Source organism: Nonomuraea sp. NPDC001699 (assembly GCF_053596455.1).
In genome coordinates, this window is record NZ_JBSFGF010000007.1 from 283,628 (window position 1) to 303,302 (window position 19,675).

Sequence of the window (19,675 nt, forward strand, 5' to 3'; positions counted from 1 at the left end):
ATCGGCGAATGGTCGGCTACTCGCGATGAACGGTCACTTCGTCGGCGATGTCGCGCGTCCCGTAGCCCTCGGGGGCGGGCACCTCGGTGATCGGGTCGGGGCGGTCGTCGAACTCCAGCCGCAGCGCCCGGGCCATGGTGGCGTGCATCTCGTACAGGCAGACGATGTAGGTCAGCTCCAGGATCTGCTCGTCGGGCAGGTGGGCGCGCAGCACGGCGAACACCTCGTCGTGCACCCGGCCGCCGTCCAGCACCAGCCCGTCGGTGTAGGCCAGCACCGCCCGTTCCACCTCGCCGAACCGGTCGCTGACCTGCCAGGAGGCGACCGCCCGCACCTTCTCCTCCGGTACGCCGAGCGCCCTGAGCTGCTTGCAGTGCTGGGAGTAGACGAACTGGCTCTGCCGCGCCCAGCCCGCCCTGGTCTGCCCCAGCTCGCGCAGCACCGGGTCGAGCCGTGACTCGCGGTAGATCTGGAAGCCCTTGACGCAGTGGCGGAAGATCTTGGGGTCGAGGGCGAACACCGTCCACCAGTCGCCCGGCGAGCCGGTCGCGGTCCCCGTGCCGTCGGGGGACAGCAGCCGGTCGTGGAAGAACCGGACGACGGGGTCGGTCACCTCCTCGGGCGGCACCCGGCGCAGGCGCGGCATCAGACGGTCCTGTCGGCGGCCGTCTTGGGCTCGTGCCGGACGTCGCCGGGCCGCCCGTCCGGCCGTCCGTCCGGGGGGGTCCAGGCGGCGAACTCCACCAGGATCCCGTCGGGATCCTTGAAGTAGATGGACCGGACGAACACGCCCTCGTGCATCTCGGCCGCCACGCCGAACTCGCTGTCGTCGTGGTTGAGCAGCACGCCCACGTCGATGCCCTTGGCCACCAGCCGGTCGCGGTACTCCTCGATGCGTTCGGGCGGCACGTCGAAGGCGATGTGGTTCATCGAGCCGACCGCCGACAGCAGCTCGCCCCGGTCCGGCAGGTTCCTGGGCGCGGAGACCCCGGGCACGCCCTCGGGGGCGTCGGGGAACCAGAAGAAGGCCAGCGCGTTGCCGCCGCCGCAGTCGAAGAAGAAGTGCTGGCCCCAGCCCAGGGGCAGCTCGATCGTCTTGATCAGCGGCATGCCCAGCACGCCGGAGTAGAAGTCGACGGTCTGCTTCATGTCCGAGCAGACCAGGGCGATGTGGTTGACCCCGCGGAGCTCGAATTCGCTGTTCATAGTAATCAACTACTTATCACAGCGTTCATGCGTAAAACATGACAGAGGATGGCGAGTATCCGGGACACGATCGTCAGCGTGATTGTTGTGGTGGCGGGCGCGACCCGCGGAACGGGACGAGGAATGGCGGTCGCCCTCGGGGCGGCCGGGGCGACGGTCTACTGCGCCGGACGCAGTACGCGGGAGCGGCGTTCGGAGATGAACCGTCCGGAGACGATCGAGGAGACCGCCGAGCTGGTGAGCGCGGCGGGCGGGACGGGCATCGCCGTCCCCGTCGACTTCCTGGACCCGGCGCAGGTGGCGGAGCTGGCCGCCCGCGTCGAGCGCGAGCAGGGCCGGCTGGACGTGCTGGTCAACGACGTGTGGGGCGGCGACCACCTGTGGCAGTGGGAGACCCCCGTCTGGAAGCAGGACCAGGACGACGGCCTGCGCCTGCTCAGGCTGGCCGTCGACACCCATCTCGTCAGCGCCCGGCACCTGTTGCCGCTGCTGATCCGGCACGAGGGCGGCCTGGTCGTGGAGATCACCGACGGCACCTGGGAGTTCAACCGGACCCGTTACCGCGGGAACGTCTACTACGACCTGGCCAAGGTGTCGGTCAACCGGCTGGCCTTCGCCTGGTCCCACGAACTGCGCCCGTACGGTGGGACGGCGGTGGCGGTCACGCCGGGCTTCCTGCGTTCGGAGGCGATGCTGGAGGGCTTCGGCGTCACCGAGGAGAACTGGCGCGAGGCCAAGGCGGACGGCGCGTGGATGGTCTCCGAGACCCCCGCCTACGCCGGCCGCGGCGTGGCCGCCCTGGCCCAGGACCCCGACCGGCGGCGGTGGTCGGGATCGTCGGTCACCAGCGGCGAGCTGGCCGAGGCGTACGGGATCACCGACGTGGACGGCAGCCGGCCGCAGGTGTGGCGCTACCTCGACGAGGTCGGCGAGAAGGGCGGCGACGGCAGCTGGGAGAACTACCGCTGACGCGCACGGCGCCCCCGGACGGCGATCCCCCTCGGCGCCCACGGTCGAGCGCCCGGCGGTCGGCGCCCGCCGGTCAGCGTTCGTAGAGCGCGGCCGTGCGGGCGGCGGCGTCGGCGACCAGGGCGCGCAGCTCGGCGGGCGCCAGCACCTCGGCCTCCGGGCCGAACCGCAGCACCTGCGTGTAGGCCACCTCCACCGACTCCACGGCCAGCCGCACGGTCCCGTCGGGCCGGAGCGAGGCCAGCGCGTCGTCCAGGGCGGCGGGGTCGGCGACGTACCGCAGCATGCGCCGGCCCGCCGAGGTCAGCCGCAACGTGATCACGTCCCTCAGCAGGGAGCGGCTGAACTCGGCCGCCTGCCCGGCCCAGAACGCGGCCAGGTCGAAGCCGGCCGCCCGCTCGAAGCGCGGCTCGCGCGCCCGGACGTCGCCCATCCGGTCCACCCGGAAGATCAGGAACCGCTCGCCCAGACGGGCCACCAGGTACCAGGCGCCCGCCTTCAGCACCAGCCCGTACGGGTCCAGCTCCCGCGTGCGCTCCTTGTAGACCACCGTGACCGGCAGGTCGTTCCACACGGCCCTGGCCAGCGGCGCCAGGGCCGGGGGCGGCGGCACGTCGGCGGCGTACCAGCCGGGCGCGTCCAGGTGGAAACGCTGCGCGGCCGTGGCGGGCGCGTCGCGCAGCGAGGGGGACAGCGCCGCGGCGGCCTTGAGCCGGGCCGTCGCGGCCACCTCCTGCATGCCCATCTCGCGCAGCGCCGCGGGCACCCCCGACAGGAACAGCGCCTCGGCCTCGGCCCGGTCCAGCCCGGTCAGCCGGGTGCGGTAGCCGTCCAGCAGCCGGTAGCCGCCGCCGCGCCCCCGGTCGGCGTAGACCGGCACGCCCGCCTCCGACAGCGCCAGCACGTCCCGGTGCACCGTGCGCTCGGAGACCTCCAGCTCCTTGGCCAGCTCGGCCGCCGTCATCCCGCCCCTGGCCTGCAACAGCAGGACCAGCGACATCAGCCGCGCGGCGCGCACAGCGGCAGCACCACGGCCGAGGGACGGGCGGGGGAGTGGAACACCTCGACGTCGGCGGGCGTCATCGGGCCGCCCGCCGCGCCCACCGGCTCGCCGGTGCCCGGGTTGCGGGCGATCGTCGGGTACGCGCCGGCCGCCACGTGCACCCGGATCCGGTGGTCGCGGCGGAACCGGTGGCCGATCGGCCACAACTCCACCCGTACGCGGCGCACGCCGTCGCCGTCCCCGTCGCCGGTCGCCCGCGGGCCCAGCCGCCGCACCCCCTCGCACAGGTTGAGCGAGCGGCCGTCGGGGTGCACGTCGCACACCCGGACCACCACGTCCACGTACGGCGTGCTGGAGCGCACGTACACGTCGGCGTGCACCGGGCCGATCATCTCCACGTCCGACTCCAGCGCCGCCGAGCTGTAGACCAGCACGTCGCGCCGGGCCTCCAGACGCCGCTGGTCGCGCGGCCTGGAGTCGGCCAGCAGCACGGGCCCGCCGATCGCCGGCGTGGGATGGGCGGGGTGGTAGCGGAACCGGTCGGTCCCGGCCTCCTCCGGCTCCCGCGTGGCCAGTCCACCGCCGGACCGCAGGTGCCAGCGCTGCTCCCGCATGCCCGGCACCGGCCAGTCGGGGTAGTCGCGCCACTCGCCGGACCCGGTGACGAAGAGCCGCACCGGGTCCGGGCGCAGACCGGACGGGTCACCCATCAGGTGCGCGCGGAACCAGGCCAGCGCCTCGGCCTTCGAGGGCCGCCCGTGCCGGGAGTCGACGTGGTACCAGGGCCCGATCGTCAGGTACGGCCGCCGCCCGGCCGCCCGCATCGCCGCGTAGTCCTTGAGCTGCCAGGGCAGGAAGACGTCGTACCAGCCGCCGAGCATGGTGACCGCCGCCTCCACCTCGCCGACCTTGGGAGAGAAGTCCCGCTTGTGCCAGTACGGCACGGCCGGATCGGCGTGGTGGGCCAGCAGGTCCTGGAAGAACCGCAGCGGCCGGCCCGCCGAGGCCACGTCCAGCTCGGCCACCGGCCGCCCCGACAACACGGCCCGGCGGGTCACCCTGGGGGCGGTGAGCATCGCGGCCCCGCCGACGAAGCGGCGCGTCATGGTGTCGGTCAGCGTGGTCCAGCTCAGCGTCGACTCCAGCGCGAACGCGCCGCCCACGTACGCGGCGTCCCTGAACTGGGAGGCGGTGATCTGCGTGGCCATGGCCTTGAGCTCGGGCCCGGCCTCGGCGGCGACGGCCCACTGGGCGTAACCGAGGTAGGAGGGGCCGAACATGGCGAACGAGCCGCCGTACCAGGGCTGCTCGCGCAGCCAGGAGATGGTGGCCAGGCCGTCGTCGTGCTCGTCGCCGAGCGGGTCGAGGCTGCCGCCGGAGCCGAAGCCGCCCCGGCAGCTCTGGATCAGCACGTGGAAGCCGTTCCTGGCGAAGCCGCGGCCGTACATCCAGCCGAACAGGCCGCGCCGGCCGTAGGGCGAGCGGATCAGCACCGCCGGGGCCGGCCGGCCGTGAGCCGGGGCGTAGTGGTCGGCCAGCAGCGTCACACCGTCGGGCATCGGGACGGGGATGTCCCGCCGGAGCCGCACGCGTCTCATGTCATAACCAGTAACAGATGGGGCCGGATAGGCGGTAGCCGGGGGTTACGGTCGCGTAAGGAGAACCTCCTTGGCAAACTATCCGGTCATGGGACGAATCACCTCGTATGTCGCCCTAGGGGACAGCTTCACCGAAGGACTGGAAGACCCGGCCGAGTACGGCTTCCGCGGCTGGGCCGACCGGCTGGCCGAGCACATCGCGGCCGACAACGCAGAGTCCGGCGACCTCGGGGCCCGGCAGCCCGGCCTGCGCTACGCTAACCTCGCCGTCCGCGGCCGGCTGATCGACCAGATCGTGGCGGAGCAGGTGCCGAAGGCGGTCGAGCTGGGCGCCGACCTGGTCTCGCTGTGCGCCGGGGGCAACGACATCCTGCGGCCGGGCAGCGGGCCCGCGTCCGTGGCCAGGCGGCTGGAACAGGGCGTCAGGACGCTCACCGAGGCGGGCAGCCGGGTGCTCATGTTCACCGGCTTCGACCTGCGGCACGTGCCGGTGATGCGGCTGGCGCACTCCAAGATCGAGGTCTACAACCTGCACATCCACGACATCGCCCGCCGCTACGACGCGCTGCTGGTCGACCTGTGGCCGATGCCGGTCCTGCGCGACCCGCGCGCCTGGAACGCCGACCGCCTGCACCTCAGCCCCGACGGCCACCGCCGGGTGGCGCTGCGGGCCGCCGAGGTGCTCGGCGTGCCGGTGGGCGAGGACTGGCGCGAGGCGTACCCGGTCAGGCGGCCGCCGGTCTGGACGGCCGCCCGCCGCGAGGACCTGCGCTGGGCCAGGACCTACCTCGGCCCGTGGATCGGCAGGCGCATCAACCGGCGCTCCTCGGGCGACGGGGTCCTCCCCAAGCGCCCCGACCTCGCCCCGCTGACGACCGCCGACCACTGACCACTGATCAGGGACGCCCGGCCGAGCCGCCTGAGCGCGGAGACCCGGGGACCCGCCGCACCAGGGACGGCGGGACCCCGGGCGGTCACGGGAGCGCCTTGTCCGGGCGCTCGGAGACGCGCACGCCGCTGACCAGCGTGGCCCCCCGCCGGGCGGCGAAGCGCACGTTGAGCTGACCGTCGGTCACCTTCACCGTGTACTGCCTGGCCACCGCCGTGTACGTGCCCGCCTCCAGCGCCAGGTCCAGCGCCGGGATCGCGAGCTGCCCCTCGACCAGCACGTCGAAGACCCGCTTGCCCATCTGCGTGCTCTTCACCTCGGCGAAGTCCAGCTCCACCGTGTACGTCCCGGCGGGCACGCCGTCGAACCGGTACTCCAGCATGCCCTCCCTGGCCGTCCTGAACAGCTCCTGGTCGGCGGTGCCCGCGATGGTCCTGGACGTGCTCGCCGTCTTGGTCGAGGTCGCCACGTAGCCGTACCCGCCCTGGGCGTAGCGGCGGTCGGGCGTCCAGGCGTCGCCGTCGGCGTCGGTCAGCGCCTTCGAGCCGCCGGCGTCGACGGCCACCTGGAACTTGGGCACCACCACGGTCACCTTGATCTCGATGGCCGGCTGCCGCCCGCTGGCGGACTTGACGACCAGCTTGCCGGTACGCGTCCCGCCGGGCGTCACCCCGGCGCCGGAGACCGTCACCTTCAGCGTCGCCTTCTGGCCCTTGGCCAGCTCGCCCGCCTGCGGCGTGACCGACATCCAGGCGGCGTCGCCGGTCACCGTGTAGGCGGTGGGCGAGCCCAGGTTCGTCAGCTCCAGCGTCCGCGTCCGGGTCGCCCCGGCCGGCATGACCGCGGTCACCTCGGCGGCCGAGGCGCTCACCCGTCCGGTGACCAGGGCGGTGTCGATCCTGGTCAGCGTGCCGGGCGTGACCGTGACGGGCTTGGTGAAGGTCCCGTAGTTCTCCTTGGCCACCACCACGTCGTGGTCGCCCGCCGGGACCTGCCCGAAGAACGACCCGTCCGCGCCGGTCGTGAACGACGCCGCGTCGCCCAGCTTCACCGACGCCCCGGCCAGCGGCTCGCCGTCGTTGGCGTCGGTGACCACGCCGGTCACCAGGCCGTGCCGGCTCGCGGTGAACGTCACGCCCCGGCCGGTGGCCAGCGCGGCCTCCTCGTAGGAGTACAGCAGCGCGTCGGTGCCGGAGGCGTTCTCGATGCCGACCGTGGCGCTGGAGCCCTGGTCGCGCTCGCTCTCGATGTCCTTGTACCGGAAGGAGACCGACCCGTCCTCGCCGAGCAGCGCCGCGAACGACACCCGCTCGCCGGCCTCGCTGTAGAAGGTGACGTTGCGCCACTCCACGACGTACTGGCGGTGCGGGGACGTGCCCACCACGCCGGTGTAGACGCCCGCCTCGGCGTCCACCTTCAGGTCGTCCCAGTACGGGTAGACCGCGTGGTTCGGCGTGCCGGTGCCCGGCAGGCGGCTGTTGCTGCCCGTGGTGACCCGGTCGGCGGCGAAGGTGACGAACCCGTTCGTGCTGATCCACGCCCTGGCCTGCCCGGCGCCGTAGAACGGGATCGCGAACGGCAGCGTCACCTGCACGGCCTCGTCGTCGCCGGTCAGCGCCAGCTTCTCGGTCCCGGCCACGTACGGCTGCGCCGCCGCCCGGCAGGTGTAGCCGAAGCCGTCGCCGCGCAGCGGCAGCTCGACGTCCCTGACCACGTCGCCGTCCACGGCCACCTGCGCGCTCGCCCCGCTGGAGCAGCGCGAGACCGGCGTGACCGTCAGCGTGTACGTCCCGCGCGGCAGCGTCATCGTGTACCGGCCGGAGGCGTCGGTGACCGCGCTCACCGGCGTGCCGCCGGCGGTCACGGTCGCGCCGGACTCGGGGGCGCCGGCCGTGGTGACCGTGCCGGACAGCGTGCCGGACGGCTGCCGGGTGAGCGTCACGTCCCCGGTGGTGACCTGCTCGGCGGTGACGGTCGCGGTGGCGGTCCCGCGGTCGTAGCCGAACTTCGCGGCCGTGATCGTGTACTCGCCGGGCAGCAGGCGCGGGATCGTGTACGTGCCGTCCTGGCCGGTGACGACCGTGCGCGCGAGCGGCCCGGTGACCTGGAGCGTCACGCCCGGCACCGGCTCGCCGGCCGCCGTGACCGTGCCGCGCAGCTCGCCCAGCCCCTCGTCCGGGGCGGCCTGGACGGCGGCGTAGGCGTCCAGCCGGCCCTCGCCCCAGACGTTGTTGTCGGCCGCGGTGCCGCCGCAGCTCGTGTCGGCCACGTCGATCGCCGTGCGGTCCAGCAGCGGCCGGGTGGCGGCCACGTCGCCCTGCAATCGGGGCGCGGCCGACCAGATCAGCGCCACCGTGGCCGCCACGTGCGGCGAGGCCATCGAGGTGCCGGTGTAGGAGTCGTAGCCGCCGCCCGGGACCGAGGAGCGCACGTTCACGGCCGGGGCCGCGATGTTCGGCTTGATCTCGCCGTCCTGGCCCTCGCCCTTGCTCGACCTGCTGTACAGCGCGTTGTTGACGTCGAAGCCGCCCGCGCTGTAGCTGATCGCGTACTGGCCGGGCGAGCCGCTGGTCCGGCAGGCCGGGCCCTCGTTGCCGTTGGCGAAGGCGGGGAAGATGCCGGCGGCCACCCACGCCTGGACGGTCTCGACGTACCAGGGGTCGAACCCGTTGCCGCCCCAGGAGTTGTTGACGATGTCCGGCGCGAGGTCGGGCCGCGGGTTGCCGCCGGCGAGGTCGGTCGGGGCCAGCACCCACTGGCCCGCGGCCAGCAGCGAGGCGTCCGTGCAGGTGTTGACCTCGCAGCCCTTGGCGGCGATCCAGCGCACGCCGGGCGCCACGCCGATGCCGTTCGCGCCCGCCATCGTGCCCATGACGTGCGTGCCGTGGCCGTTGTTGTCGCAGGGCGCGGCCGACGGGCAGATGCGCGCCGGGTCGAACCAGTTGTAGTCGTGGGTGTAGGAGCCGTCGGGGTTCCTGCCCCGGTAGCTCGCGGCCAGGTCCGGGTGGTCGTACTGGACGCCGGAGTCGATCGAGGCGACCACGATGCCCTCGCCCCGGTCGCCCAGCTCGCTCCACACGCGCGGGGCGCCGATCCGGTCGATGTTCCACTCGACCGCGCCGGCCTTGGCCTCGGCCCGGCCGGGCGCGGGCTTGGGCAGCGAGACGACGGTGACCGGGTCGATCCGGTCCACCTCGGGCAGTTCGCTGATCGCCGCGGCCAGCTTGGCGTCCGCGGTCACCCGTACGGCGTCGACGATCCAGTACGAGGTGTAGTCGGCCTTCTGGGAGTCCAGCAGCTTGACCAGCCCGGCCTGCGAGGTCTTCGCCCGCTCGGTCTTGGCCTCGTAGACCAGCTCGGCCTTGGCCCGCTTGGTGGCGGCCCGGCGGGCGGCGGCCAGGTCGGCGCTGCCCTTCATCCGGACCCAGAAGGTGGCCTTGCCGTCCTGGTCCAGGTCGGCCCGGACGGCCTGGGAGATCTTGCCGGGTTCGGGCGCCGCGTGCGCCGGGGCCTGGGGGACGGCCAGGGCGGCGGCGGTGACGATCCCGGTCAGGATCGCACGCCAGGTGAGGGTGTTGCGCACGTGCTCTCCTTCACGACGTTCACGACGGTGAGGAAGAGGTGATCTTTCCGCCTCTGTCGAGAAGGGTGAAGAGATCCTGTCGGGAAAGCAAGGGCGCTGATCCTAACAAGCTCGGAAAAATCCCGAAATGTAATGTGGTCAGCTGAAGTGTCGCCACATCGGCCAGGTGGTGGACCACGGTTGCCGGGGGTCGCGGCACAACCACACCGGCATGCCCTGCTCCTCGTTGTCGACGTCCACGCCGTTGTCCACGCGGGCCTTCTCCTCGCAGGAGCCGAACAGCGCGCGGGCCCGGCCGCCCGCGTTCACCAGGATCGCCACGGTCCCGTCGTCCGGCGGCGGGCCGTACTCCCAGAGCTGGTTCTGGCCGGAGTACACGCGGGTCAGGCCCGCCCGGTCGAGGGCGCCGTACTCGCCGTAGTTGCCCGTGACGACCACCGCGCGGGCCCGTTCGTCCGGCGACAGCGCCCGCAGCACGCCGCCGACGGCGGCGGCGAAGCCCGGCCAGCCGACCGACTCGCGGGCCACCTCGTTGATCGCCGGGACCGGCGTGCCCGCCAGCTCGCCCACCGGCACGAGCGGCAGCGCCAGCACCGCCGAGGCCAGCGCGTTGACCGCGAGGAAGCCCCACGCCGCGCGCACCCGTCCGGCCCGCGCCCGCGACACGCTCACGCACCCGGCCGCGAACAGCGCCACGATCAGCCCCGCGGTGTAGTCGAAGCGGCCGCCGGTGACCAGCGTCAGCACCGCCGTCACCGGATAGGCCACCGCCACCGCCCGCACCCGCCGGTCGCGCCACAGCCGGACGAACCCCAGCGCCGCGATCACCGACACCACCGGCCCGAACAGCGTGAGCTGCATCGGCACGAACATCACCCGCATCTCGGCGCCCTTGTCCGCGCTGAGCGCGGCGGCCATCGTGAGCTGCGGCCAGCCGTGCGTGGCCTGGTAGAGCAGGTTCGGCGCGGCCAGCACGGCGGCCACCAGCGCCCCGGCCCACAACCACGGGCTCCCCAGCGCCCGCCGCGGCCCGGCGATCAGCAGGCCCGCGGCCAGGCCCAGCACCAGCAGCACGATGAGGTGCTTGTTGTAGGTGGCCAGCCCGATCACCGCGCCCGCCGCGAGCCACCAGCGCGGCTGCCCGCGCAGCAACGCCCTGAGCGCGAACAGGATCGCCGCCGTCCACAGCGGCAGGTCGAAGCTGACCGTCAGCAGCGTGTGCGCCGCGATCAGCGTGTACGCCCCGGTCGCCGCGCCCACGGCGGCCATCGTCTGGGCGAGCCGGTCGCCGCCCAGCTCCCGCGCCACCAGCGCCACCAGCACGACCACGACCGCCGCGGCCAGCGCGGGGAACACCCGCAGCGCCGTCACCGTGTCGCCGAACAGCCCGAGCGCGGCCTTGGCCAGCATCGGCGTCAGCGGCGGCTGGTCGACGTACCCCCAGGCCGGATGGCCGGCCAGGATCCGGAAGTACAGCTCGTCGCGGTGGTAGCCGTACCAGGGGCTCAGCGCGAGCGCCGCCCCGGCGGTCAGCACCGCGGTCACCGTCACCGGACGCCACGCCCAGGGCCGCTCCATGAACGCAGAGGCTAGGTCCTTCCTCTCGATCTGTCACTGCCCGAGCGGGATGTCGCGTTGCGCGATCTTGGTCAGGCGGTTAACCTGTGGGCATGCGAAATCGCCCTCAGATCCAGTGGTGGCGCCGCTCCTAAGCGGCGCGTTTTTCGCATTCCTCTCAAAGGACGGCCGCCCCGGATGGCGGCCTTTCTCGTGTCCGCCCCCGGGGCCTCATGATGTGACGTGGTAAGGGGCAGCAAGTGGAGAGCAGCGGATATACCACCGCCGGGGGCGTCGGCGTCGAGCGTGAGGCACGCGATGTCTCCGAGGAGGCGCTGGAAGAAATCGTGACCGCGCTCGGCGAGCGGCGCGGCGGCGCCTTCTCGTCGGGCATGGACTACCCGGGCCGCTACAGCCGATGGGCCTTCGGCTACGTCGACCCCTGCCTGGAACTGGTCGCCAAGGGCCGGGTCATCTCGGCGACGGCGCTCAACGAGCGCGGCAGGGTCGTGCTGCCCGCCGTGGCCTCCTGCCTGCTCGCCGCGGGCAAGCCGGTCAGCGAGCCGACGCCCGACCGCGTCGAGGTGCACGTCCCGGAGTCGGAGGACCTGCTGCCGGAGGAGATGCGCAGCCGCCGGCCCACCGTCTTCACCGCGATCCGCGAGGTCATCGCCGCCTTCGCCGGCGACGACCCCCACCTGGGCCTCTACGGCTCCTTCGGCTACGACCTGGCCTTCCAGTTCGAGCCCATCCGGCAGGAGCTGGCCCGTCCCGACGACCAGCGCGACCTGGTGCTCCACCTGCCCGACCGGATCGTCGTCATCGACCGGCAGCGCGAGACCAGCGTCGAATACCGCTACGAGTTCACCGTCGACGGCGCCACCACCCGCGGCCTTGAGCGCACCGGCTCCTCCGTCCCGCAGGTCGTCCCCGGCGAGCTGCCGAAGGACCCCGAGCGCGGCGAGTACGCCAAGGTCGTGGCCGCGGCCAAGGAGCGGTTCAAGCGCGGCGACCTGTTCGAGGTCGTGCCCGGCCAGGTCTTCCACGCCGTCTGCACCGACCCGTCGGCCTTCTACCGCGGCCTGCGCAACAGCAACCCGGCGCCGTACGAGTTCATCATCAGCCTCGGCGACGGCGAGCACCTGGTGGGCGCCTCGCCGGAGATGTACGTCCGGGTCAACGGCGACCGCGTCGAGACCTGCCCCATCTCCGGCACCATCGCCCGCGGCAGCAATCCGGTCGAGGACGCCGAGGCCATCCGCACCCTCCTGAGCAGCGTCAAGGAGGAGTCGGAGCTGACCATGTGCACCGACGTCGACCGCAACGACAAGTCGCGCATCTGCGTCCCCGGCACGGTCAGGGTCATCGGCCGCCGCCAGATCGAGCTCTACTCGCGCCTGATCCACACCGTCGACCACATCGAGGGCCGCCTGCGCCCCGAGTTCGACGCCCTCGACGCCTTCCTCACCCACATGTGGGCCGTCACCGTCACCGGCGCCCCCAAGACGTGGGCCATGCAGTTCATCGAGGACCACGAGGCCACCACCCGCCGCTGGTACGGCGGCGCCATCGGCTTCATCGGCTTCGACGGCTCCATGAACACCGGCCTGACCCTGCGCACCGCCCAGATCAAGAACGGCGTGGCCACCGTCAGGGCCGGGGCGACCCTGCTGTTCGACTCCGACCCCGAGGCCGAGGAGCGCGAGACCGAGCTCAAGGCCAGCGCCCTGCTCGGCGCCCTGGCCGCGGTCAACCAGCCCGACGCCGTCCCGCCCGCCGTGGTCAGGGAGCAGCCGGGCGCGGGCATGAAGGTGCTGCTCGTCGACCACGAGGACTCCTTCGTCAACACCCTGGCCGACTACTTCCGCCAGGAGGGGGCCGACGTGGTGACGCTGCGCCACGGCTTCCCGGCCCAGACCATCGACGACGTCGCGCCCGACCTGGTCGTGCTCTCGCCCGGCCCCGGCTGGCCGTCCGACTTCGGCATGGCGGCGCTCATCGACGAGATCTACGCCCGCGACCTGCCCGTCTTCGGCGTGTGCCTGGGCCTGCAGGCCATGGTCGAGCACGCCGGCGGCGCGCTGGAGCTGCTCGACTACCCCGAGCACGGCAAGCGCGGCCAGGTCGCCCGGCTCGGCGGCAGCGCACTGCTGGACGGGCTGCCCGACGAGTTCACCGCGGCCCGCTACCACTCGCTGCACGCCAAGCGGCCCGGCGTGGTCGGCTTCACCCCGACCGCGCTCACGCCCGACGGCAACGTCATGGCCATCGAGGACGTCGAGCGGCGGCGCTTCGCCGTGCAGTTCCACCCGGAGTCGATCCTCACCCAGGAGGGCGGCGCGGGCGCGAAGATCATCGCGAACGTGCTGCGCCTCACCCGGCGCTGACCCGGCCGGTTCGTCTGGGAACGGGCAGGGTGTTCCTGTCGTAGGTTAAAACGTCCACGGGGGCGTGCGGAGCTCCCCTAGAGTCTCCGCATGCTCCCCGTAGCCCTGCCCGACACGGTGCGTGACGCGCTGCTCGCCCCGCTCGTCGACCACCACTGCCACGGGGTGCACCGGGACGACCTGACCCGGGCCCGGTTCGAGCCGCTGATCAACGCCGGCGGCGCGGCGGCCCCGCCCGGCACCACGCACTTCGACTCGCCGTTCGGCATGGGCCTGCGCCGCTGGTGCGCGCCGCTGCTCGACCTGGAGCCGCACGCGCCCCCGGCGGTCTACCTCGCCCGCCGGGCCGAGCTGGGCGCCGGCGAGGTCAACCGGCGCCTGCTGGCCGGGGCCGGCGTGGTGGCGTTCCTGGTGGACACCGGCGACGAGGACATGGATCTGCTGTCGGCGGCCGAGATGGGCCGCCACGGCGGCGCCGCCGCCGACGAGATCGTGCGGATCGAGCAGATCGAGCAGGACGTCGCCGAGTCGGCGCAGATCGCCGTCGACTACCTCGACGGCCTGGCCGAGGAGCTGTCGGCCAGGGCCGCCAGGGCGGTCGGGCTCAAGACGGTCATCGCCGCGCGCTGCGGGCTCGACCTCGACCCGGCCAGGCCGAGCACCGGCTCGGTCATCGCCGCCGCCAACCGCCGCCTGTCGGACCCCAAGCGCACGCTGACCGACCCGGTGCTGCTGCGCCACCTGCTGTGGAGCGCGATCGACGTGGCCCGCGAGCGGGGGCTGCCGGTGCAGTTCCAGGCCGGGTTCGGCGGGCGCGGCCCCGGTCTGCACCGTACGGACCCGGCCAGGCTCAGCGCCCTCATGGACGCGCTGCAGCCCCTCGGCGTGCCGGTCATCCTGCTCCACTGCTACCCCTACCACCGCACCGCCGCCTACCTGGCGGGCGTCTACCCGCACGTCTACGTCGACGTCGGCCTGGCCCTGCCGCGCACGGCCGCCGCCTCGGCCCGCGTCATGGACGAGCTGCTGGAGCTGGCGCCCTTCCACAAGCAGTTGTTCAGCTCCGACTGCCACGGCGTGGCCGAGACCGGCTACCTCGGCGCGCTGTACTACCGGCAGGCGCTGGGCGCGGCCCTGCTGGCGAGGCTGGAGGCGGGGGAGTGGAGCCCGTCCGACGCGGCCAGGGTCGCCCACATGATCGGCTCGGGCAACGCCCGCCGGGTGTACCGGCTCTGACCTCGCTCACAGCGGAATGGGCCGGCACGCCGACGCCGACACAAAAAGTCATTAATTCACAATATTTCCTTCGTTAATCGGAAATTTACATTTCCGGTAATCAAATTGTGATTTGTCTGTTTGTCAATATTGCTGTGATGATCGAGGACGCCAGACCCCCTACGCCACACCTGGAGGTGTCGTGTCCTGGCGTCCCTTCGTTCTCACGGCCGCGGCTCTGTCGCTCGCGCTGGCCGTCCCCGGTGTCGCGGCGGCCGATGATCCGCCGCAGCCGCAGGTCGAGTCCCGGGCCGGCACCCGGGCCCCCGCCGAGGTGAGCGGGCTGGCCGAGCCCGCCGCCGCCGGAGACCCCGTCGCCGCGGCCAAGACCCACCTGGCCGACCCGCGCTACCACCTCGACCCCGCCGACCTGGTGCCGCTGCGCACGGTCGTGAACGGCCAGGACGAGACCGTCAGGTTCGCCCAGCGCTACCGGAACCTGCCCGTCCTCGGCGCCCAGTACCTGGTGCGCTTCCGCACGGACGGCGCAAGCCGCGAGGTGACCGGCGCCGGCGGCCGCTTCCTCACCGAGCTCGACGTGAACCCCACGCCCACGGTCACCCCCGCGCTGGCGGCCAAGCTGGCCCGCTCCCGGCTCGTCCGCGACGACCAGGTGCGCGGCACGATCAAGGCCACGCCCGGCGAACTGCTCGTGGTCCCGCGTGGCAAGGGCGTGCTGGCCTGGCACGTCACGCTCTCCGGCGCCGACGCGGTCAAGAAGCGGCCCGTCCTGCTGGACGCGTACGTGGACGCCCACTCGGGGCAGCCGCTGTTCGCCCTGGACCGGCTGCGCATGGAGGGCCCGGCGGCCGGCAGCGGGCAGACCGCGCACGGCAAGAACGTCCCGCTCAACGCCTACCAGCGGGCCGACGGCGCCTACGAGCTGCGCGACCGCGCCCGCCCGATGTGGAACGGCACCACCGGCGAGATCCTCACCTACGACGCCGCCGGCGCCGACGTCCAGGACTTCCTCGACCCCGGCGTGCCGGCGGGCACCGAGCTCGCCAAGTCGCCCACGCCCGCCTTTGGCCCCGAGCACACCGAGAGCGGCGCCGTGGACGCCCAGTGGGGCGCGGGCAAGGTCTACGAGTTCTACAAGTCGCTCGGCCGTGACGGGCTAGACGGCAAGGGCGGCACCATGTACTCGGTGGTGAACGTCACCTACTACGGCGGCCCGTTCGAGAACGCCTTCTGGGACGGCACCAAGATGGTCTACGGCGGCGGCGGCGCCGACCTGCACTCCTTCGCCGCCAGCCTCGACGTCGTCGGCCACGAGATGACCCACGGCGTCATCACCCACAGCGCCGACCTGGTCTACCAGGGCCAGTCGGGCGCGATGAACGAGGGCCTGGCCGACTACTTCGGCAACGCCATCCAGACGAGCGCGCTCGGCATCCCCATGAGCGACCCGGACGCCAGCCTGCTCGGCGAGGACCTGTGCAAGAGCCTCCCGCCCGTCCAGTGCGCCACCCGCGACCTCGACGACGACCGGAACGCCGCCGAGGACTACCTCGGCGTCACCGTCGCCGGTGACGCCGGCGGCGTGCACCTCAACTCCACGATCTTCTCCGGCGCGCTGTGGGACGCCAGGGAGAAGCTCGGCGCCGGCTTCGACAAGGTCGTCTACAAGGCGCTGACCGAGTACATGACCCCGCTCGACGACTTCGCCGACGGCCGCCGCGCCGTCGAGTCGGCCGCCCGCGCCGCCGGGCTGCCCGCGCGTGACCGGCTCGCGATCGCGCTGGCCTTCGAGCGGCACGGCATCAGGCCGGGCTGGGAGCGGCTGATCCGCACCGACAGCCGCGTCGTCATCGACGGGCTCACCGACGCCATCGACCCGCCCGCCCTGGCCGGCGACCGGTACGTCGTCACCGACAACACCCCCGAGGCGAGCGGCCCGACCTCCATCCGGACCGGACGCGTCAGCGGCGGCCGCGCCACCGTCGTGTCCGACGACGGCCGCTGGGACTGGACGCCCGCCACCGACGGCAGGCGCGCGGTCTGGGTCGCCCTCGACCCCGCGGCGGGCGTCATGCAGATCCGCAGCCGCCCGCTGGACGCCTCGGCGCCCTCCACCGTCCTGCACGAGAGCACCGGCTACGTCTACTCCGTCGTGGTCTCCGGTGACGCCGTGGCCTGGTCCGGCGAGGACCCGGCGACCGGCGAGACCGAGCTGTGGCTCAAGCGCGGGAACGCCGCCCCGGTCAACCTCACCGCGGACAAGGGCGTGGGCGGGTACATGCCGTCCGTCAGCGGCGGCAGGCTCGTCTACGTCCGGGTGAGCTTCGGCACCGGCGGCACGCACAGCACGCCCGTCGTGCACGACCTGGCGACCGGCAACGAGGTCGTGGTGCCCGAGGTGCCGCCGACCCGGACGATCCCGTCGATGTCGATCTACCCGGCGCTGACCGCCAAGCACGTCGTCTGGCTCTACGACGCCGACCGCGACGGCCGCATGGGCATCATGCGCGCCGCCCTGGACGGCACCGGCAGCACGCCGGTCGTGGCGGACGGGCCGCAGGCGCCCTACCCGAACTGGCTCGACGCGAGCGAGTCGCGGGTGACCGTCGGCGTGCAGCCGGGCGGGACCACGCTGGAGAACGCGAACCTGCCCAAGATCTACCAGGTGGCGGTCACCGGCGGAGCCCTGGAGCGCTACTCCTGCAACCGGGGTGAGCAGTCGCTGTTCGCCGCCGGCTCGGCGGGCCGCGTCCTGTGGATCGACGGGACCGCCGGCGACACCGACCTCGTGACTCGCGACAGGCCCGCACACCGCTGCTGACCTGCCACGGGTGTCCGCTCGGCGCCCGCCGTGCCTCCGGAGGGGGACGGCGGGCGCCGAGTCGCGCGCAGCCCCGCGAGCTGGTTTGCTTGAGCCCGTCACAAACCACAGAACCCGAGCGGGGGGCTCCCATATGCGCAGTGTCGAACCCGAGGTCTTCATCGTCGCCCGTCCCGAGCTTGACTACGACGAGCTGGCCCGTTACCTGGGCGAGGTCGGCGGCGAGAGCTGGCTGGAGCGGCTCGACCGCGGCGACCTCGACGCCCAGAACCTCGCCGAGTTCGCCGGCCGGCTCTGCTACCGGTCCTTCGAGCCCGGCCTCAACCCCAACGTGGTGCGCATCAGGGAGAACCAGGACGACTACCTGCGCAACATCCTGGCCAGCGCGCACGGCTCGGTCCTCGAACACGTCAGCTTCAGCTTCGTGCTGCACAACGTCAGCCGCGTCCTGACGCACGAGCTGGTGCGCCACCGGCCCGGCGTGGCCATCTCCCAGGAGTCGCTGCGCTTCGTCCGGCTCGACGAGCTGCCGTTCTGGTTCCCCGAGTGGGCCCAGCAGGACCCCGAGCTGATGAAGCGGGCCACGGCCGTGCTGGAGCAGCTGGAGCAGTTCCAGCTCTGGATGGCCGGGCACTTCGGGCTCGACGAGGAGGGCGTGCCGTTCTCGGAGAAGAAGCACCGCACCTCGTTCATGCGCAGGTTCGCCCCCGAGGGGCTGGCCACCGGCCTGGTCTGGACGGCCAACGTGCGCACGCTGCGGCACACGATCGAGGCCCGCACCGCCGTCGGCGCGGAGGAGGAGATCCGCCTGCTGTTCCAGCGCATCGGCGAGCTGATGCGCAAGGAGGCGCCCGCCCTGTTCGGCGACTACGTCGTCGAGGACGGGGCCTGGGTCCCGGGGTGGCGCAAGGTCTGAGGCGTCAGGCGAGGGCGGGCAGCACGTAGACCTCGGCGCCCGGCGGCAGGGCACAGTCCAGGCCGCCGAGCCCGCGGGCGTTCTCCCCGCACACGATCATGCTGATGTGCCGGCGGATGCGGCCGTAGTCGTCGCGCAGCCGCTCCTCCAGCAGCGGATGGGTGCGCCGGAGCATGTCGAGCGCCGAGCCGAGCGTGGGCGGGGAGTCGCGGTCGGCGCCGACCGCGAACACCTTCACCTCGGTGCGCCCGCTCACCCACCGCCGCAGCGAGCTGGGCAGCACGAACACGACCATCGTCACGGGCTTGGTGAATGACCTGGCCATCGGTCAGAGCACCGCCGCACGCACGCTCAGCACGTCGGGCAGGTGGCGGGCGACCTGCGACCAGCTCTCGCCGTCGTCGCGCGAGCAGTAGACCTCGCCGTCGCGGGTGCCGAAGAACAGCCCGGCGGGGGAGGCGGTCATCGCGTCGCGCAGCACGGTGGCGTGGACCGGGCCCTCGGGCAGACCGTCGCCCAGCTCCTGCCAGGTGGCGCCGGCGTCCTGGCTGCGGCAGACCCGGTAGCGGTGGCCGACCGGGGTGCGGTCGATGTCGGCCGTCAGCGGCAGCACGAAGATCGTGTCGGGGCGGGTGGGGTGGACCACGATGGGGAAGCCGAAGTCGGAGGGCAGGGCCGAGCCGATGTCGTGCCAGCTCCCGCCGAAGTCGTCGCTGCGGTAGACGCCGAAGTGGTGCTGCAGGTAGAGCCGGTCGGGCCGGGCGGGGTCGAGGCAGACCTTGTGCACGCACTGCCCGAACTCGGGGTACTGCTGCCCCTCCGGCAGGAACGGCGCGCGGATGCCCTGGTTGGCCGCCTCCCACGACATGCCGCCGTCGCGGGTGCGGTAGAAGCCGGCCGCCGAGACCGCGATGCCCATGACCTCGGGGTCGGTGGGGTGGGGGACGATCGTGTGCAGGCACAGCCCGCCGCCGCCCGGCTGCCACTGCGGCCGGTGCGGGTGGTCCCACAGGCCCTCGACCAGGCGGTAGGTGACGCCGTGGTCCTCCGAGCGGAACAGCGCGGCCGGCTCGACGCCGGCCCACACCACGCCCGGCTCCGACGGCGAGGGCGTGAGCTGCCACACCCGGGCCAGCGTCGTGTCGGTCTTGTCGGGGAAGGCGATGGGCGGCTGAGGCGCCTCGCCCCAGGACTCGCCGAGATCATCGGAATACATCACGGACGGACCGAAATGGCCGTATTCGATGCCGGCCAGCAGCCGGGGTGCGGGCCCCCGGGTGTCGATGGCCACCGAGGGCACCGCGACCGTGGAGAACCGGATCGGCTCGATCTCGAACGGGCCGCCGCCCGCCGAGCGGGCGAGGAACAGGCCCTTGCGGGTGCCGATCGCGAGGACTGCGTCAGTCATAGCATCGCTCCCATGTTCGCTTCCCGCCATCGTGCCACGCGGGCGGCGGCGGTGCCGAGCACTGGGAGATTTGCCGCACGCCGACCGTCCCGCCGCCAGTGG

Annotated in this window: 14 protein-coding genes; 6 read left to right on the forward strand and 8 right to left on the reverse strand. The window is 72.9% G+C overall.

What is annotated here, in order from left to right:
- Positions 1-16 precede the first annotated feature (16 nt).
- Complete coding sequence (locus tag ACWCSU_RS23080) at positions 17-646, reverse strand: carboxymuconolactone decarboxylase family protein (RefSeq protein ID WP_449937342.1); 630 nt, start codon at positions 644-646, stop codon at positions 17-19.
- A complete protein-coding gene (locus tag ACWCSU_RS23085; RefSeq protein WP_449937344.1) occupies positions 646-1,206 on the reverse strand; it encodes a VOC family protein in 561 nt (186 codons plus the stop codon). The genes ACWCSU_RS23080 and ACWCSU_RS23085 overlap by 1 nt, the downstream gene beginning before the upstream one ends.
- Before the next feature lie 48 nt (positions 1,207-1,254).
- On the opposite strand from ACWCSU_RS23085, the gene ACWCSU_RS23090 reads away from it, so the two are divergent.
- Positions 1,255-2,175 carry an SDR family oxidoreductase gene (locus tag ACWCSU_RS23090; protein WP_449937347.1) on the forward strand — a complete coding sequence of 307 codons (921 nt, stop codon included), beginning with the start codon at positions 1,255-1,257 and terminating at the stop codon, positions 2,173-2,175.
- Positions 2,176-2,248: 73 nt separating this feature from the next.
- Here ACWCSU_RS23090 and ACWCSU_RS23095 read toward each other — a convergent pair whose 3' ends face one another.
- Both ACWCSU_RS23095 and ACWCSU_RS23100 read right to left on the reverse strand, forming a co-directional pair.
- On the reverse strand, positions 2,249-3,193 hold the full coding sequence (locus ACWCSU_RS23095; RefSeq protein WP_449937349.1) for a helix-turn-helix transcriptional regulator: 945 nt from the start codon (positions 3,191-3,193) through the stop codon (positions 2,249-2,251).
- A complete protein-coding gene (locus tag ACWCSU_RS23100) occupies positions 3,175-4,776 on the reverse strand; it encodes a CocE/NonD family hydrolase (RefSeq protein WP_449937351.1) in 1,602 nt (533 codons plus the stop codon). The genes ACWCSU_RS23095 and ACWCSU_RS23100 overlap by 19 nt, the downstream gene beginning before the upstream one ends.
- Positions 4,777-4,864: 88 nt before the next feature.
- Here ACWCSU_RS23100 and ACWCSU_RS23105 point away from each other — a divergent pair, with 88 nt between their 5' ends.
- The gene (locus tag ACWCSU_RS23105) at positions 4,865-5,665 is read left to right on the forward strand and encodes an SGNH/GDSL hydrolase family protein (protein WP_449937354.1); all 801 of its coding nucleotides are present in this window, start codon (positions 4,865-4,867) and stop codon (positions 5,663-5,665) included.
- 85 nt (positions 5,666-5,750) lie between these two features.
- Here the strand turns inward: ACWCSU_RS23105 and ACWCSU_RS23110 are convergent, their stop codons facing one another.
- Both ACWCSU_RS23110 and ACWCSU_RS23115 read right to left on the reverse strand, forming a co-directional pair.
- Positions 5,751-9,248: a S8 family serine peptidase gene (locus ACWCSU_RS23110; protein WP_449937357.1), complete on the reverse strand. Its 3,498-nt coding sequence runs from the start codon at positions 9,246-9,248 to the stop codon at positions 5,751-5,753.
- Between the two features lie 138 nt (positions 9,249-9,386).
- The gene (locus tag ACWCSU_RS23115) at positions 9,387-10,826 is read right to left on the reverse strand and encodes a glycosyltransferase family 39 protein (protein ID WP_449937359.1); all 1,440 of its coding nucleotides are present in this window, start codon (positions 10,824-10,826) and stop codon (positions 9,387-9,389) included.
- Between the two features lie 239 nt (positions 10,827-11,065).
- Here ACWCSU_RS23115 and ACWCSU_RS23120 point away from each other — a divergent pair, with 239 nt between their 5' ends.
- From ACWCSU_RS23120 to thyX, 4 genes are all read left to right on the forward strand, one after another.
- On the forward strand, positions 11,066-13,192 hold the full coding sequence (locus ACWCSU_RS23120) for an anthranilate synthase component I (protein WP_364088355.1): 2,127 nt from the start codon (positions 11,066-11,068) through the stop codon (positions 13,190-13,192).
- Between the two features lie 90 nt (positions 13,193-13,282).
- On the forward strand, positions 13,283-14,428 hold the full coding sequence (locus ACWCSU_RS23125) for an amidohydrolase family protein (protein ID WP_449937361.1): 1,146 nt from the start codon (positions 13,283-13,285) through the stop codon (positions 14,426-14,428).
- A 181-nt stretch (positions 14,429-14,609) separates the two neighbouring features.
- On the forward strand, positions 14,610-17,249 hold the full coding sequence (locus tag ACWCSU_RS23130; protein WP_449937364.1) for a M4 family metallopeptidase: 2,640 nt from the start codon (positions 14,610-14,612) through the stop codon (positions 17,247-17,249).
- A 133-nt stretch (positions 17,250-17,382) separates the two neighbouring features.
- Complete coding sequence (gene thyX, locus ACWCSU_RS23135; RefSeq protein WP_352350875.1) at positions 17,383-18,165, forward strand: FAD-dependent thymidylate synthase; 783 nt, start codon at positions 17,383-17,385, stop codon at positions 18,163-18,165.
- A 4-nt stretch (positions 18,166-18,169) separates the two neighbouring features.
- Here the strand turns inward: thyX and ACWCSU_RS23140 are convergent, their stop codons facing one another.
- Together ACWCSU_RS23140 and ACWCSU_RS23145 are read right to left on the reverse strand one after the other, a co-directional pair.
- The gene (locus ACWCSU_RS23140; protein ID WP_352330107.1) at positions 18,170-18,490 is read right to left on the reverse strand and encodes a ubiquitin family protein; all 321 of its coding nucleotides are present in this window, start codon (positions 18,488-18,490) and stop codon (positions 18,170-18,172) included.
- A 3-nt stretch (positions 18,491-18,493) separates the two neighbouring features.
- Positions 18,494-19,573, reverse strand: a complete 1,080-nt coding sequence (locus tag ACWCSU_RS23145; protein WP_357704825.1) for a WD40/YVTN/BNR-like repeat-containing protein — start codon at positions 19,571-19,573, stop codon at positions 18,494-18,496.
- Positions 19,574-19,675 lie beyond the last annotated feature (102 nt).

What these genes read in the sequence shown, in the direction of transcription:
- ACWCSU_RS23080 (WP_449937342.1), bottom strand. Translation starts at nt 646, where the DNA reads ATGCCGCGCCTGCGCCGGGTGCCGCCCGAGGAGGTGACCGACCCCGTC.
- ACWCSU_RS23085 (WP_449937344.1), bottom strand. Translation starts at nt 1,206, where the DNA reads ATGAACAGCGAATTCGAGCTCCGCGGGGTCAACCACATCGCCCTGGTC.
- ACWCSU_RS23090 (WP_449937347.1), top strand. Translation starts at nt 1,255, where the DNA reads ATGGCGAGTATCCGGGACACGATCGTCAGCGTGATTGTTGTGGTGGCG.
- ACWCSU_RS23100 (WP_449937351.1), bottom strand. Translation starts at nt 4,776, where the DNA reads ATGAGACGCGTGCGGCTCCGGCGGGACATCCCCGTCCCGATGCCCGAC.
- ACWCSU_RS23105 (WP_449937354.1), top strand. Translation starts at nt 4,865, where the DNA reads ATGGGACGAATCACCTCGTATGTCGCCCTAGGGGACAGCTTCACCGAA.
- ACWCSU_RS23115 (WP_449937359.1), bottom strand. Translation starts at nt 10,826, where the DNA reads ATGGAGCGGCCCTGGGCGTGGCGTCCGGTGACGGTGACCGCGGTGCTG.
- ACWCSU_RS23125 (WP_449937361.1), top strand. Translation starts at nt 13,283, where the DNA reads ATGCTCCCCGTAGCCCTGCCCGACACGGTGCGTGACGCGCTGCTCGCC.
- thyX (WP_352350875.1), top strand. Translation starts at nt 17,383, where the DNA reads ATGCGCAGTGTCGAACCCGAGGTCTTCATCGTCGCCCGTCCCGAGCTT.
- ACWCSU_RS23140 (WP_352330107.1), bottom strand. Translation starts at nt 18,490, where the DNA reads ATGGCCAGGTCATTCACCAAGCCCGTGACGATGGTCGTGTTCGTGCTG.
- ACWCSU_RS23145 (WP_357704825.1), bottom strand. Translation starts at nt 19,573, where the DNA reads ATGACTGACGCAGTCCTCGCGATCGGCACCCGCAAGGGCCTGTTCCTC.